Origin of the sequence: Rhizobium aureum (assembly GCF_030182495.1) — a bacterium.
In the GTDB taxonomy this organism is placed as follows: domain Bacteria; phylum Pseudomonadota; class Alphaproteobacteria; order Rhizobiales; family Rhizobiaceae; genus Rhizobium; species Rhizobium tropici_C.
Genome location: NZ_JAQJCI010000001.1, coordinates 155,190 through 171,039 on the forward strand (window position 1 = coordinate 155,190; position 15,850 = coordinate 171,039).

Consider the following 15,850-nt stretch of genomic DNA (forward strand, 5'->3'; position numbering starts at 1 on the left):
TCTTAAGACCTTCGTGCCTCCCACCGCCGACCATCAACGCTCAAGCGGCCTGACCTGCGGCCTTCACCGGAGGCTTACGTCGATTCCGCTAGAGTATGTGGGTAAACAGGAAGCTGGTTGGACCATGATGAACGCGTTAACAGTGGCTGCGTGCGCAAGCAGGACGAGCGGAAAGCCTAAAATCTTCCATCGGGCCCGCGAAATCATGCATCCGCACGTGATGTGCATCGTCCGTGATCTCTTTTCGGCAGTATGGTTCTACGGGCCTCCCTTGAAATGGGATGAGCGGCCGATGCTTTTGGTGTTTCGGCCGTATGCATGCTTCACGTGTGCGATCGGCGAAAGTTTTACCGAGGATTAGCTGGCACATGCAGATCGGTGAGGAGATCGGATGCGTTGCGTCGGCATCGGCGAACGTGCCCGTATCGACCATGCTCCACGATGGCCATCTTGTAGTATGTCAAGGAGTCAATGTTTGGCCAAGAATTACGACACCGAAACACCAGCCTTAAGCAAGCGTCGAGGGAGTGGTGCTCAATCTTCCACGTCCAAGCGATGCTCCTTCTTTCCGGGATGCCTAATCAATGAGTATTGCGCGCACGTCGTTGACATTGGTTAGAGTGGGCCCTGTAACAATTAAGTCATCAACCGCGCGGAACGCTGTGTAGCTATCGTGCTTTTCCAAACAGAGCCGAGGATCGATCCCTCTTTCCTGCATGCGGGAAATAGTTGTTGGGGTTATAAACGCTCCTGCAGCGTCTTCGCTCCCGTCTATCCCATCAGTATCCCCGGCAATTGCCCAGACGCCTTGCGTGCCCCTGAGTTCGACTGCTAAGCTCAAAAGGAACTCAGTGTTCCTTCCCCCCTTGCCCCTCGAACCACCACCAATGGTCACCGTAGTTTCTCCACCTGATAAGAGGACCGCTGGGCCTTGAACCGGATGGCCGTTCCTCTTCACAGATGTCGCAATCCCGGCCATAAGCCGCCCTAGCTCCTTTGATTCTCCTTCTAATGCGTCGCCTAGTATGATCGGCGTAACTCCGGACGCTTTGGCAGAAGCGGCGCACGCCTCTAAAGCCATCCTGGGGCTTGCAATTATCTCGGTCACCATTTCGGGGAACCTCGTCTCATGAGCAGGTTCCTTTGAGCGAAGTACATCCCAGGCGGCCTCGGGAATATCCAAGTTATAGCGACGCGCGATGCTATATGCGGATTCAACGTACTCAATCGGTTTCACGGTCGGGCCGGAGGCGATCTCCGCTGGCTGATCTCCGGGAACATCCGAAATGAGGAGAGTGACAACTTTCGCTGGGAAAGCTGCTGCGGCCAGACCACCCCCCTTCACCAGGGAAAGCTTCGTACGAATACGGTTCATCTCGGAAATCGTAGCCCCGCTTAGGAGCAATGCCCGGTTGACAGCTTTTTTGTCCTCGATACTCATCTGGCCTGCTGGAGCCACCAGAAGCGATGATCCTCCGCCTGAAACAAGCGAAACGACCAGATCGTCTGGCTTCAAATTACGCACCGCGGACAGCATGCGGCAAGCAGCCTCAACGCTTCGATCGTCTGGCACTGGATGTGATGCTTCGAGCACCTCGATGCGGCCTGCCGGGACCGCATGCCCATAACGGGTGACCACAACACCGGAGAGATCGACATCTGGCCAGGCTGTATCCAGGGCGGCGGCCATCGCTGCGCTCGCCTTACCCGCACCCACGACGATACAACGCCCGTGTGGCGGAACTGGAAGATGCTTCCTGATCAGATTTCGAGGGTTAGCACTGGCTATTGCCTCTGTGAACAGGTTCGTGAGAAAACCACGTGCGTTGATCGTGTCCCAGGTCATGCACCAAACCCATTATTGCCAAAGGTGAAGCAAACCTCGAAAAGCTTTATGTGACGACGTTCGTCGGCTTGCCTTGATGAAAGTTTTCAATGAGCTCAACCACCTGGTGCCAAAGGGCTTGCATAGCCTCGTGACTCGCCCAAGCGACATGCGGCGTCACAACAACGCCCGGATGGTCAAGAACCGTAAGGATCGGGTGGTCAGGTGGGGGCGGCTCAACAGTTAGTGTGTCGACGCCGAAGCCTTGGATGAGACCGCTTTTGAGCGCAACGACAAGATCCCCTTCGTTGATAATACCGCCCCGCGCAGTATTTATAATAATGGGTTTGCGTTTCATCTTATAAAACTCACGGAGAGTAAACAGGTCGCGAGTCCCGTCGGTTAGAGGAACATGCAAGGTGATCACATCTGACGTTTCAAGGATCTCTTCAAAAAGAGCTATGTTGCTATGAGCGGGATCGGCAACGTCGTAAAACTTGACATCCATACCGATTCCGTCAGCGATTTTCCCAACCGCGTTTCCGATCGCACCTTTTCCGATGACGCCAAGCGTTGAGCCGGCAAGGTCACGTATTGGGTGATTAAAGAAGCAAAACTGGCCGGAGCGTTGCCATTCACCGGCAGCCACATCACGATGATACGGTATAAGCGATCTTCTAATGGCGAAAATGAGTGCAAATGTGTGCTCCGGAACCGTATTCCTTGCATAATTGCGGACGTTCGAAACGATAACACCGTGATCAGCCGCCGCTAGTATGTCGATTTTGTCGTAGCCCGTTGCGGCAACTGCGACCATTTTCAGTTTAGGTGCAGACTGAAGAAGCTCCCTTGTCAGCGCGACCTTATTGGTAATTACGATGTCCGCCTGTGAGATGCGTTCTTCGACTTCAGTTGGCGTCGTTTGTGCATATTCAGACCATTGATGGGAAAAACTCGGCCTGGTCAGGTCAACCGAGGGTCCGATGGTCTGACGGTCTAGAAACACGATGTTCATCAAACTGCTACTCCAATCGATTTATTTACAAAATGACACGCGGTCTTGTGATCGGCTCCGGTGTCAACCAGCTCTGGCACGAGATTCTTGCAAACGGACATCGCGTTCGGGCACCTGTTTGCAAATCGACAGCCACCGTCCAGTAGCTCTTGCTTCTCGATCTCGCCCTGAGCAGTGAGTTGTCGCTTTCGGCCGGGTTGAGGCAACGGCACCGCAGACATCAGCAACTGCGTGTAGGGATGCATTGGATTGTTGTAGACCTGCTGCTTATCGCCATACTCAACGAGCCTGCCAAGATACATCACGGCGACACGGTCCGCGATGTGCCGGACGACGCGAAGATCGTGGGAGATAAACATATAGGTCAGCCCAAACTGCTGCTGCAGGTCTTTGAGCAAGTTCACGACTTGAGCTTGTACGGAAACGTCAAGTGCTGAGACTGGTTCGTCGCACACAACAAAATCAGGACGGAGTGCAAGTGCTCTCGCGATACCGATCCGTTGGCGCTGCCCGCCGGAGAACTGGTGAGGAAAGCGATCGCCATGCTCATGCGACAACCCAACGAGCGGAAGCAATTCGCGGACACGCTCATTTTGCTCAACAACTGAGCGCCTGGCAATCTTCATCGGCTCCGCGATGACGTTTCCAACAGTCATCCGGGGGTTGAATGCGCTTGATGGATCTTGGAAAATGAGCTGTAGGCGCCGTCTTTCTTGTTTTAGCTTTTCGCCCTTTAATGTCATCAGATCTGCACCGTCGAAATCAATCTGACCGGCGGTGGGCTCGATCAATCGCATCACGAGACGACCCATTGTTGATTTTCCGCAGCCGCTCTCGCCTACAACCGCAAGGGTCTCGCCGCGTTCGATCGTAAAGGATACGTTATCGACTGCGTTCACCGCGCCAATTTGCCTCTTCATCAATCGACCGGCAAATATCGGAAACGATTTTGAAAGGTTAGAAGCGGAGATCAGAGGTTTCATAGACGAGCGCTCCCTTCAGTCAAAGGATAGAGACATGCGACATTTCGTTCTGGTGAAACCGCCCGGAATGGCGGCACTCTCTGTGAACAGTCCGGGTGTCCCTTGTCGCAACGCGGCAAAAACGGACATCCGGGAGGCATCGCCAGTGGGCTCGGAACAGACCCATCGATGCTTGTCAGCCTGTCGGCCGCGATGTCGAAACGCGGAATGCTGCGAAGCAGCCCTTGAGTGTAAGGGTGTGCTGGGTTTTCAAAGATATGGCCTACTGGCGCTCGCTCGACAGGACGGCCCGCGTACATCACTTGAACGTCGTCAGCAAATTCAGCGACAACCCCGAGATCGTGCGTGATCAAAATGATCGCAACGCCCATGTCGTCGCGCAGCTTTTGGAGCAGGTCTAGGATTTGGGCCTGCGTTGTTACATCCAATGCAGTGGTGGGTTCATCCGCGATCAACAATCTTGGCTCGCAGGCAATAGCAGTCGCGATGAGAACTCTTTGACGCATTCCTCCGGATAATTCGTGAGGATACTGATCGAGGCGGCGAACTGGATCCTTGATACCCACAAGATCCAACAGCTCTCCCGCGCGTCTCATCGCTGCATGTCGGGTCATTCCCAAATGGAATCGGAGCGGCTCCGCAACTTGAGCGCCAATCTTCATCAAGGGATTGAGCGATGTCATGGGATCCTGGAAGATCATGCCAATATCGCGACCCCTGATGCCACGCATCTCCCGCTCTGTAAGCCCGACAAGGTCAACTCCGTCGAGCAAGATTTGGCCCTCGGTCAATTCGGCCACCTCCTCGGGCATCAAGCGGAGGAGAGACAGAGCTGTTACGCTTTTCCCGCTGCCGGATTCTCCAACCAAGCCGAGCACCTGGCCCTTCCGCAAGTCGAAGCTAACCTTTTCGATGCCTCGGACCACTCCGGAACTGGTGTGGAAATCAACACTGAGATCTTTAACTCTCAGCAGAATGTCCGATCGGGGAGGGGCCAGGAACGGTGCAACTGAATCGCGGCTGGATTTCATCTCGATTGTTCCTTCGGATCGAGGTACTCGCGCAAACCGTTGCCGAGCATGTTGATGCTAAACACCACGATGATGATTGCGATACCCGCGCAGTTAGCAATCCACGGAGCGGCGAAAAGGCGTTCTCGACCCTCCGACAAGATGTTTCCCCAGGTGGCCGCCGGTGGAGGTAAGCCGAGGCCCAGAAATGACAGGGCAGCTTCTTGAAGGATCATCTGTGCGACTTGGAGAGTGGCGACAACAGCCAAGACCGGAATGATCTGCGGGAGAATGTGCTGAAACATAATGTAGCGGTCGCTCCCCCCGTAAGAAACCGCAGCTTCGACGAACGACCTTTGCTTGATCGATCGGGCCATCCCAAAGACAAGACGAGCATAGATCATCCATCCTGAGATCCCCAGGACGATGACCAGGTTTAATGTTCCGCCACCGATCGCGGCGGCCATGATGATCGCAAAGAGGATATCGGGGAAAGCCATATGTGCGTCCGCAAAACGCATGATAAATTGCTCTACACGGCCGCCCTTGAAGCCTGCAATCAAACCGGCCAAAGTCCCGATTGCGAAAGACAGGATCATGGCCGCCAGACCGACGGAAATTGACGTGCGGGCTCCATATATCAACCGGGAGAGAACATCTCTTCCGTAATTGTCGGTGCCAAGAATATTTCTGAAACTACCTCCCTCCATGAAGGCAGGCGGCTTAAGCCGACGCAAAAGGTTTTGCGCGAATGGATCATATGGCGCGACGTAGGGAGCGAATATCGCCGCCATAGCGGTAGAGGCTAGGATCGAGCCACCAATTATGATTTTCGTTCTTGTCCCGAAGATTCGTTCTTTCATATCAGTCCATCCCAATGCGAGGGTCATTGAGGGAAATCAGAATGTCGACCAGGAGGTTTACACCGACCATGATGAGACTGATTACGAAGACGCCCGCAAGAACGACAGGCACGTCACGCTGAAAGATGCTCGAAATCATCAGACGACCAACTCCCGGCCACGCGAAGATCGTTTCTGTCACAATGGCGCCTCCCATCAGACGCCCGACCTGAAGTCCCAGAAAACTTAAGATGGGGTTGAGCGCATTTGGCAGGACGTGGAAGACAAGGATGCGTGTCCTAGACATTCCCTTGGCTCTCGCGGTAATAACAAACTGCTCGTTTAGGGTTTCCAAGACGCTGGTGCGTGTAATTAGCACGAAGTTTGGCATTATGAATGCGGCGAGCGTTGTCGCTGGCATTACCATGTTGAGGATGCTTCCACGTCCAGAGGTAGGCAGCCATTGAAGATCGATTGCAAAAAACTGGATCAACAATATGCCGAGCCAAAAGCTTGGCATCGACTGCGCTCCTACCGCAGCCGTGGAGATCAGGAAATCCGATACGCGATCTTTTCGCAATGCAGCTGTGAACCCGGCAAAAACGCCGAGTACAACGGCAAGAATGACGCCTACTGCGAGCAACTCTATAGTAGCTGCCAAGCGGGACATCACCACTTCGAACGCCGCGCCACCAAACTGAAGTGACTCTCCAAAATCGCCAGTTAAGACATCTCGCACATAGATGGCGAATTGTACGACGATTGGTTCGTCCAGATGTAGACGCGCCGTTAGCGCGTCTACCTGCTCTTGAGTTCGGTCAAGGTTAAGATAGATGTCGACAGGATTGCCCGTTGCCCGCAGGGCAATGAACGCTACGGCCGACACCAGCAGCACCGATAAAGGGAGATAGACCAGTCGGCGAAGTATGTACGAGAGCATGTGAGCTACCGATGCTGGTTCTCAGGACTATTGGAAGGCGACGTCGGTCACGCGGAGTATCTTGTCATAAGGGGCTTTGAAGCCTTTTACCTTTGACGCCGCACCATAAACTGCAGGAAGACCGTATAGGAACATCGACGGATTTTCGTCGTGCAAAATCTGCATCATTCGGGCGTAAATTTTGCGTCGCGCGCCCTCGTCCAGGGTCGATCGAGCTTCTTTGAAAAGCCGCTCGTATTCCGGATTGGTCCACGTCGTGCGCTTTCCACTCTCAGTGTACCAAACGGAGGCGAAGTCCGCGTCGCCTTGACTGTACCAGCCAACCATATAGATGGGCCCCATCTCTTTGACGGCCCACTGTTTCAGGTACACACCACTCTCAACGACGTTAATGTTTGCGGTGATTCCGACGTCAAGCAGCATGCCGGCGATTGCGTTGCAGATGTCGACGTCGGACACGTATTTGCCGGCCTGCGTCATGATAGCAATGGGCGTCTTAAAGTCGAAATTTGCCTCTTTGAGAAGTTGCTTTGCCTTCTCGGGGTCGTACGGTCTTGCCCGAATGTCCGGATTGTAACCCAAAGTTTTTTTAGTGACGAGTTGACCGTCCAATAGTTCAGCTTTGTTTTTGAGAATTTCCTTGAGGATCAGCTGTTTATCTACCGCGTAATCCAAGGCCTCTCGAACTTTCGGATTGTCAAAAGGCGGCTTTCGAACATCATAGGTCAGCACCAGTCCTACTGTCGTCGACGCACTATGGATTTTAGCGACACCAGATGCCTCGACTTCCTCAACGGAATCAATCGGCACCTCCTCGATAATATCAACCTCGCCGGAAAGGAGGGCTGCGATACGAGTTGCTGCCTCGGGTATCTGTCGAATTACGAGGCGGTCGACCTTCGGCGCGCCATTCCAGTACTGCTTGTTGGCTTCGAGTTCGTACCGGTCTCCAGGCACCCATTTCTTCGCGATGAAGGGTCCGGTCCCCATCGGTTGGCGTTTCACGCCGTCGGCGCCAACCTCCTTATAGTAATGTTCCGCTTCGATAACGACGTCCGTTAGGCCTTTCGGAAGCGTTGGAAAAGTTGATTTCGTTTTGATGTCGACCGTATAAGGGTCAACGACGGCTGCGCCCGACACTTGGCTAATTCGCCCAAGGAAGCCATAACCGGTCTGCGGATCAATCACTCGGTCGATCGTAAATTTAACATCCTGGGCAGTAAGCTCCTTACCGTCGTGGAACTTTACACCCTTCCTAAGGTAAAACCGCCAGGTATTAGCGTCAATTGGATCCCAACGCTCTGCCAACGAAGGCACGAAGTTCCCGTCATTGTCGCGGGCTACTAGGGTGTCGTAGGTCTGCAAAATCAGGCTTTCTGAGGTTGCAGACGATACGCCGGTCATCAACGAATCCGGAAAAGTTGCTGCGCCAATCGTGAGTGTCGTTGCAGCCAGGGCCTGACAGGCGCCTACGGCGACGAGCGCTGCTGCGCCGGTCAATATCCCCAACATCCTCGCCTGCAGATTATTGTGTGGAATGCGTTTTTCTGTCGGATTCATTCTGGTTCCCCTAGATCTCGTGGTGGATCTGTTTTGCAAAAATCATCAGATCATGTCTCTTCGCTTACAAAAAGCTCAATTTTGCGTTCTTTATGTTGCCCATTTGGCATCAGAGCCCGGGAGATGATGGCGCAGAACCAGTGGTCTACGGCCTGAAAAGCGCTCTTCCTTAGGGTTTGACCAAGCCAGGGCACGCTATTGAGCGATGCTGAACCGGCATCAGAGAGATCGCTTTATAGCGCTTTTCGATATTCCACATGTAGGCCTAAGCTGAACCTGTACAAACTCCATGGATGAAGAGGAGCAAAAATTGAAAGTCCGTCCCAATAAAGCTGCGCTTGAAAAGCTGCTTGCCGAAAAGCAGCTCGACGCGCTCATCTGCATGAGTCCTGAAAATTTCACTTATGTTGCTGGAGTGCACGTCACTACCGTGGAAAACCTACGGCCTCGTCAGGCGTTCGTAATACTGAAAAAAGACGGCGCGGCAGAACTTGTCGTGTGCAGTATCGAAGATAGCCTGGTCCGATCGGAGAGCTGGGTCCGCGACGTGACTTTATATACCGAATTTGTTCAAGAGCCTGTCGATGCCCTGGCGGCGACCCTAAGGAAGTTAAAACTTGACCACGGTCTTGTCGGGATGGACTTGGATTATCTTCCTGTTTCCTCATACGTGCGCCTGACAGAGGCGCTGCCTGATCTCAAGATTCTTAATACTACCGAAGATGTCGCCTCCATCCGTAGCGTGAAGCTTCCCGACGAGATCGCCGTTCTTGAGCGCGTCGCAAGACAGACACATCAGGCGGTTCTGGAAGGAATTGGGGAAGGCAAGGTCGGGGAGACGGATAAAGCTCTCGCTAACCGCATTATCAAGAAGATGTTTGACGCCGGGGCGGATGGCACACTTCATTTACACCTCGCGTCCGGTGAACGAACTCCGCATATCCATAATCACCCAGGCGATTATCCTACGCAGCCCGGCCAGATATTGAGGTTGGATGTCGGGGGGTTGTATGGGGCGTACATGAGCGATTTTGCCAGGACGTTCTCGACCGGAAATCCGTCGAAACTGCAGCAAGAAACCTACCGTAAGCTGTGCGATGTCCAGGAAGTCACAATTGCAGCTATGAAGCCGGGCGTCACGGCCGAGGAGATTTTCTTCCTCTGCAAATCGGAATTCGAAAAGCGCGGCCTTCCATGCACGCTTCCTCACGTTGGGCACTCCTTTGGGATCGAAGTCCACGAGCGGCCAATGATCCGGCCGGGGGACAAAACTCCGCTCGCACCCGGCATGGTAATCAATATCGAGCCAATGACTACCGATGAAGAAGGCAGCTGCTACCACACCGAGGACCTCGTACTAATTACGGAAAGGGGCAACCGCATTCTGACACTTGGTTTAGCGCCGAAAGAAATACCCATACTTGGTGAATTCACCGCGCGCTAACAGGTCTGGACCGGCACCATATGCCGGTCCGTCCGCACAGCTTTATGCAAAATTCGATTTCTCCAAAGCCGCCCTCGGTTCCTCGCGTTAGATCATTCGTCCACGAGAGCCGTTGCTTTAACGCGTGCTGGATGTGGGACAGCGATCGGATCTAGGACCGGGAGCGCTTTGCCTCAGGGATGCCGGCACAGACAGCGTCCGATCTTCACTGTGTCAGATCAGGGACCATTCTGAAAACATCCATTTCCTGTTTGAGAATCGAAAGAAAACGATCTGCTGCAACCGGCAGACGGCGTCCGCTAAGGGCAAAGACTTCGAGAGAACCAGAGTTCAGGATCTCGTCCTCGAAGCGGATCGCCTTGAGCTTCCGGCTTCCGATTGTTTCCGCGCAGCTATGGCGGAGCAACACGGCAACCCCCGTTCCCATCTGCGCAAATCGATGCAAAAGTTCCACCGATGTAGATTCAAGAGATGGTACGATTTGAACATGCGCTTCCCTACATGCTTGATCGAAAAGTATTCTACCCCCGCTATAACGGGGGCCGAGCCCGACCTGATGCATGGCAAGATCGCTGACGCTGATTTGCTTTTTCTTCGCAAGAGGATGGGACCTCACGACAACCGCGTACAGAGGTTCCCTGGAACGGTATATAACCCGTGTTTCATCGGTCGTGTTGGGCATGAAAGCGATGCCGATATCGCACGCTCCCTCTGAAACCCTGCTTACAACTGTGTCACTGGTTTCTATCTCAACCGAGAAGGTTATGCCTGGGTACTGGGTTTTGAAGCGATCAATCGCTTTTGGCAGGAGTAGAGGGACCAGCGATTCCATCGACGAAATCCGTATGTGTCCCTTCCGCAACCCCTGCAGCGCGTCGAGCTCTGATTCAAGCCGCTCTTCTTGGAATACAGCCTCTCGACCGTAGGCGAATAACACCTCGCCGGCAGGCGTGAGAGTGACGCCTCTTGCGCGCCTCTCCAAAAGTGGTTGGCCTACTTCATGCTCCAGTTGCTGCAACTGTCTACTAATAGCGGATTGCGCAACATGCAGTTCCGACGAAGCCGCGCGAATTGACCCATTCCTTACGACCGAGATGAAATACCGGAGCGAGTTTTTCAGCATATTCCTAACGCTTTCGCGTCCGCCGACGCTGGTAGTGCCCGTTCATTATCCATAGTCCGCCTCGGCTTCCATTTTGCCTTACCCTTCATAAATGCAGGAGCAATCGTTCATTGACAACGTCCTTACCCTCAATGCCCGGGAATTCCGAGCAACGCGAGCTAGTATTTCATGATGAACGATCCATTCGCTGCACTTCCGCGGCATCTCTGTCTTTTGCAAGATAACGCGATCGCGACGCCGAACTCACGCGAGCGGATCGATCAGGACATAAAGTTATAGGGAACGTTGATTTTTGCTCCTTGAACAGGACTGATCGCTATCATCCGAGCAGCACTTTCGCTGAAAAACTTGTCAGCCAAAATCAGCCCTGGTAGGAGGGCCGCGCAATGCGCATCCTCGTCCCAATGCGCCACTCCGGCATCTGTACGTGATCAACCTGAGCCGGGGCGTTACCCAACGGGCAACGCCGAGGGTTAATCTTTGCATCTTCCTTGTGCTGCGGCTTCCAATAATTTCCCCCCATCGTCTGCTGGCTGCTCGTCCTGATCAAGAATGCGAAAAACGCATGCAAGCTTGCAATGCCGGCGCAAAGGGAGGGTAACCGATGAAAGCAGCAATATACGGCGCAATCTGTTTTGTGCTTGGGTTCAGTGTGAGCAGCGCGTGGGCGCAAGAGACTTCAACGCTTGGTAAGATCAAAGCTCGCGGCGAGCTTCTGTGCGGCGTAGGAACCGGCCTTGCCGGGTTTGCATTGCCGGATTCGGAAGGGAATTGGCAAGGGCTTGACGCAGACTATTGCCGCGCTCTGGCAGCCGCAGCGGTTGGCGATGCAAAGAAAGTTAAATTTGTGCCACTTACGGCCAAGGACCGGTTTGCTGCAATCCAAGCTGGACAGGTTGATGTGCTCGCGCGGACCACGACCTGGACGCTTTCTCGGGACACAGTAAACGGCCTCGATTTCCGCGCTGTCGATTTCTTCGATGGGCAGGGGTTTCTTGTAAGAGCCGATAGTGGTCTCAAATCCGCCGCCGAGCTCGACGGTGCCAGCATATGTCTGACACAGGGATCGACGGCGGAATTGAATACGTCCGACTACTTCCGATCGAAGGGCATGAAATATAAGCCGGTAACATTTGCGACAAGCAACGAGACGGTGAAAGCCTATGAAAGCGGCCGTTGCGACAGCTATTCCAACGATTCGTCCGCATTGTATGGCGAACGCCGCAGGATGGCTGAACCGGACCAGCATGTCGTGTTGCCAGAGATAATTTCAAGAGAACCACTAGCCATCGGGGTATTGCAAGGTGACAGCCAGTGGTCCGATTTGACGACTTGGCTTCATTTCGCTCTCCTCATTGCGGAAGACAACGGTATTACTCGAACGAATGTTGACAGCTATCTCACGAGTGAAAATCCTGAGATCCGACGCCTTCTCGGTGTCGAAGGCAACACCGGGGAACTTCTTGGCGTCGATAAGGAGTGGGCGTTGCGAGCGATCCGCGCCGTGGGAAATTACGGGGAAATGTATGACCGAAATCTCGGTTCAGGTTCACCGCTGAAAATCCCGCGGGGCCTAAATGCCTTGTGGAACAAAGGCGGCCTGCAATACGCACCACCGCTTCGATAAGCATTGTCTGCCCCGTCGACGCCCTGCCGATCAAGCGTGTCGGCGGCCAGCGGTAGAGCGCCAAAGCAAGGCAATGGTATATCATGTTAACCCGAATATCTTTGAAATCAGGACGACGCCGTTCGGCCACCGCCCGAGAGATCGCTTGGCAGGCGCTATTGGTTATCGGTATTGCCGCCTTGCTCGGGAGTGCAGCATGGAACGCGAGCCGAAGCCTTGCACGCCAGGGCATCGCTTCCGGGTTCGGCTTCCTTGGCCATACCGCAGGTTTCGACATAAGTCAGAGCCTGATATCTTTCAGCGCAGTTTCGACCTATGGCCGAGCATTCTTGGTAGGTCTGCTAAACACCGTAGAAGTCACGTTGATAGCGATACCTGTAGCAACCGTGCTTGGCTTCGTAATCGGTATCTCACGACGATCACCGAATTGGCTGCTGAACCGTGTGGCGGCAGCCTATGTAGAGGTCCTCAGAAATACGCCTTTGCTCCTCCAACTCCTGTTCTGGTATAATGCTGTCTTGGCGGCACTCCCAGCAAAGACTTCGGATAGCCTGCAGCTGGGCAATCTTATATACCTGAACCGCCGTGGCCTGGCTGTTCCACAACCAGTCGTTCAAGATTTCGGTGCCGCTTGGTTCGTAGTCGCCATCATAGTGGTATTGGCCGTTTCCTTAACAACGCATGTGGCAGTTAGAAGACGCAGGGAAACAGGGCATGGTCTTCCGCTTCTCCCAGTGAACCTTCTGATCATCTTTGGACTTCCTCTTACTTTCTATCTTGTCGCCATCTTCTGGACAGGTAAGTCACCGCTTCAGTTCGATGTGCCAGTGATGGGAAGATTCAGCGTTGACGGTGGGTGGCAGCTTTTGCCGGAATTCGTCGCTCTTCTTGCCGGTCTAATTTTTTATACGGCATCATCCATCGCCGAGGTCGTTCGCTCGGGTCTGGCAGCCGTGCCCAGAGGGCAATATGAAGCGGCCCGCTCCCTTCATCTTCCACCCAGCAAGATCATGAGAAGGGTTATATTGCCGCAGGCAGTGCGGGTCATCATTCCACCCTTGACGAACCAGTATCTTAATCTCTTGAAAAACTCTTCTCTCGCCGTGGCAATCGGGTATCCGGATCTCGTGCAGATTTTTGCCGGGACGGTTTTGAACCAGACCGGCCAAGCGGTTGAAATCGTCCTAATGACTATGGCGGTTTATCTTACCATCTCGCTGCTGACTGCATTCGGGATGAACATGTATAATCGCCGCATCAATAAGGTGGAGCACTGATGATAGTGGGTACGTCTTTTCAGCCGCTGCTGCCCTCGACCTATTGCCAGAACGATCCTTATCCGTCTGCTTCGCCCCCTCAAGCAGAGGGAGGTGCACTCGGCTGGGTTTCCCGAAATCTCTTTCCCAACTGGCGACAGTCCCTCTTATCTATCCTGTTGTTTGCCTTTCTCGCTGTCATGGTGTGGCAACTGTCCAGGTTCCTTGTTCTGGATGCTGTGTGGTTCGGCGATAACGGGGAAGCGTGCCGCTCCCAAAGCGGGGGCCGAGTTGGCGCGTGCTGGGCATTCATCGCTGACCGTTTCCCGTACTTCATCTACGGTTCCTACCCAACCGATCAACGATGGCGCGTCAATGTTGTTTTCTTAGCTGGTGCGATCTGTTTCGCATATCTGCTGTGGCCACGTGCCCCTTTCAAGCGACTTGGAATCGTCACTGTCATCACAGTTCTGCCGTTGACCGGGTTTGTCCTTTTAAGCGGCTGGGAGGCAGCTGGGCTCCGGCACATTCCGACCAATCTCTGGGGCGGACTGACGGTCACCGTTGTGGTCGCTATCGTCGGGATTTCCACTGCCTTGCCGATCGGCATATTGCTCGCACTCGGCCGCCGATCGCAGCTCCCTATCGTGCGGTGGTTCAGTATTGGCTTGATCGAGCTTCCAAGAGGGGTGCCGCTAGTAACGGTGCTTTTCATGGCAAACACGATGCTTCCGCTGTTCCTTCCGCCCGATCTCAATCCGGACAAGCTGGTACGAGCACTCGTCGGAATCACTTTTTTTGCTGCGGCCTATCTTGCAGAAATCGTCCGTGGCGGATTGCAAGCGGTCCCGCGTGGTCAAAATGAGGCAGCATCTGCACTGGGCTTTGGGTATTGGAAGACGACTTGGTTTATCACCTTGCCTCAAGCGCTCAAGGTCGCTGTTCCGAATATTGTCAGTATCAACATCGGTCTGTTTAAGGATACTTCGCTCCTGTTGATCGTTGGGATATTCGACTTCCTATCGACGATCGAAACAGCGCGGATCGATCCGAAATGGGCCGCGCCGACCATAAGTACAACCGGCTATGCCTTTGCTGCGCTCTTCTATTTCACCTTCTGTTTCTGCATGTCGAGATACGGCGCACTTATCGAGCGCCGGTTGTCCCGAGATCGTGAAAGGTAGTTTTATGGTCGCCAATGACATGGCTATCCCGGCTAATCTCCCCGCGATACAGGTCCGGGAGCTATCCAAATGGTACGGGAAATTCCAGGTGCTGAACAATATCAATCTTGACGTACCGATGGGCGAAAGAGTCGTCATTTGCGGTCCATCTGGATCAGGTAAGTCCACGCTCATCCGATGCATCAACAGGCTCGAAACTTTCGAAAGTGGCCGGCTCTACGTCAACGGCGTTTTGATCTCGGATGCACAAAAGAGTGCACGCACCGTCCAGCAGCAGATCGGCATGGTCTTTCAACACTTCAATCTATTTCCCCATCTAAGCATCATGGAGAACTGCATCCTTGGGCCTACGGTAGTCCGAGGATTGTCGCGCAGACAAGCAGAGGATATCGCGCGTCATTACCTGGCACGGGTTAAGCTAAGCGATCAAGCTTTGAAATTCCCTGGTCAGCTATCCGGCGGGCAGCAGCAGCGCGTCGCGATAGCGCGGGCCCTTTGCATGGAACCTAAAATCATGTTGTTTGATGAGCCGACCTCTGCACTCGATCCAGAGATGGTCAAGGAGATCCTCGATACGATGACGGATCTGGCAACGGATGGTACGACAATGATCTGTGTTACCCACGAAATGGGCTTCGCGCGCCAGGTCGCCGATAGAGTGATTTTCATGGACAAGGGCCAGATTGTAGAAATTAACAGGGCCGATGTTTTCTTTAAAACGCAGTCCAATGAGCGCACCCGCCAGTTCCTGGCAAAGCTGGTTCACTGACGAGATTCAGAGAGCGATATCGGTATCGCGCCATTACCATATTAATAGAAACTCGTTCTGCAACGGGCACGAGTCATAAGAGACATTGCAAGATGCTACGAGCGACGTGCACCTTCACGACCCGACATTCTGCAATGTTTAGGTGGCGACTGCAGGTGCAGTAAGTCGAGGGCAACGTGGGGCGTTGCTCTCAAGGCAATGAAGCCAACCCAAAGCTGCTGCTTCCGCAGAGACTTGCTCCCCTTTACAGCCGTTATTTCGCTGACGCAATT

Annotated in this window: 13 protein-coding genes; 5 read left to right on the forward strand and 8 right to left on the reverse strand. The window is 53.7% G+C overall.

Annotation, left to right across the window (positions count from 1 at the left end):
* Positions 1–577 precede the first annotated feature (577 nt).
* Genes PH552_RS00770 through PH552_RS00800 form a run of 7 tightly spaced genes read right to left on the reverse strand, consistent with a single transcriptional unit; the run spans position 578 to position 8,175 of the window.
* Positions 578–1,846: a glycerate kinase type-2 family protein gene (locus PH552_RS00770; RefSeq protein ID WP_285165345.1), complete on the reverse strand. Its 1,269-nt coding sequence runs from the start codon at positions 1,844–1,846 to the stop codon at positions 578–580.
* 46 nt (positions 1,847–1,892) lie between these two features.
* On the reverse strand, positions 1,893–2,840 hold the full coding sequence (locus PH552_RS00775) for a D-2-hydroxyacid dehydrogenase (protein WP_285165346.1): 948 nt from the start codon (positions 2,838–2,840) through the stop codon (positions 1,893–1,895).
* Entirely contained in the window at positions 2,840–3,823 is a 984-nt protein-coding gene (locus PH552_RS00780; RefSeq protein WP_285165347.1) for an ABC transporter ATP-binding protein, read from the reverse strand. Before PH552_RS00780 ends, PH552_RS00775 begins: the two co-directional genes overlap by 1 nt.
* Positions 3,820–4,854, reverse strand: a complete 1,035-nt coding sequence (locus tag PH552_RS00785; RefSeq protein WP_285165348.1) for an ABC transporter ATP-binding protein — start codon at positions 4,852–4,854, stop codon at positions 3,820–3,822. Before PH552_RS00785 ends, PH552_RS00780 begins: the two co-directional genes overlap by 4 nt.
* Complete coding sequence (locus PH552_RS00790; protein ID WP_285165349.1) at positions 4,851–5,696, reverse strand: ABC transporter permease; 846 nt, start codon at positions 5,694–5,696, stop codon at positions 4,851–4,853. The genes PH552_RS00785 and PH552_RS00790 overlap by 4 nt, the downstream gene beginning before the upstream one ends.
* Position 5,697: 1 nt before the next feature.
* Positions 5,698–6,615, reverse strand: coding sequence for an ABC transporter permease (locus tag PH552_RS00795; RefSeq protein ID WP_285165350.1), 918 nt, complete (start codon positions 6,613–6,615; stop codon positions 5,698–5,700).
* A gap of 27 nt (positions 6,616–6,642) precedes the next feature.
* Entirely contained in the window at positions 6,643–8,175 is a 1,533-nt protein-coding gene (locus PH552_RS00800) for an ABC transporter substrate-binding protein (RefSeq protein ID WP_285165351.1), read from the reverse strand.
* Between the two features lie 289 nt (positions 8,176–8,464).
* On the opposite strand from PH552_RS00800, the gene PH552_RS00805 reads away from it, so the two are divergent.
* The gene (locus PH552_RS00805) at positions 8,465–9,619 is read left to right on the forward strand and encodes a M24 family metallopeptidase (protein ID WP_285165352.1); all 1,155 of its coding nucleotides are present in this window, start codon (positions 8,465–8,467) and stop codon (positions 9,617–9,619) included.
* Between the two features lie 205 nt (positions 9,620–9,824).
* Here PH552_RS00805 and PH552_RS00810 read toward each other — a convergent pair whose 3' ends face one another.
* On the reverse strand, positions 9,825–10,742 hold the full coding sequence (locus PH552_RS00810) for a LysR family transcriptional regulator (RefSeq protein ID WP_285165353.1): 918 nt from the start codon (positions 10,740–10,742) through the stop codon (positions 9,825–9,827).
* 604 nt (positions 10,743–11,346) lie between these two features.
* Between PH552_RS00810 and PH552_RS00815 the strand changes: the two genes are divergently transcribed.
* From PH552_RS00815 to PH552_RS00830, 4 genes are all read left to right on the forward strand, one after another.
* Positions 11,347–12,369, forward strand: a complete 1,023-nt coding sequence (locus tag PH552_RS00815; protein ID WP_285165354.1) for an amino acid ABC transporter substrate-binding protein — start codon at positions 11,347–11,349, stop codon at positions 12,367–12,369.
* Positions 12,370–12,452: 83 nt separating this feature from the next.
* Positions 12,453–13,646 (forward strand): amino acid ABC transporter permease, encoded by a 1,194-nt coding sequence (locus PH552_RS00820; protein WP_285165355.1) that lies wholly within the window; start codon positions 12,453–12,455, stop codon positions 13,644–13,646.
* Entirely contained in the window at positions 13,646–14,809 is a 1,164-nt protein-coding gene (locus tag PH552_RS00825) for an amino acid ABC transporter permease (protein ID WP_285165356.1), read from the forward strand. The genes PH552_RS00820 and PH552_RS00825 overlap by 1 nt, the downstream gene beginning before the upstream one ends.
* A 4-nt stretch (positions 14,810–14,813) precedes the next feature.
* Positions 14,814–15,578 carry an amino acid ABC transporter ATP-binding protein gene (locus PH552_RS00830; protein WP_285165357.1) on the forward strand — a complete coding sequence of 255 codons (765 nt, stop codon included), beginning with the start codon at positions 14,814–14,816 and terminating at the stop codon, positions 15,576–15,578.
* Positions 15,579–15,850 lie beyond the last annotated feature (272 nt).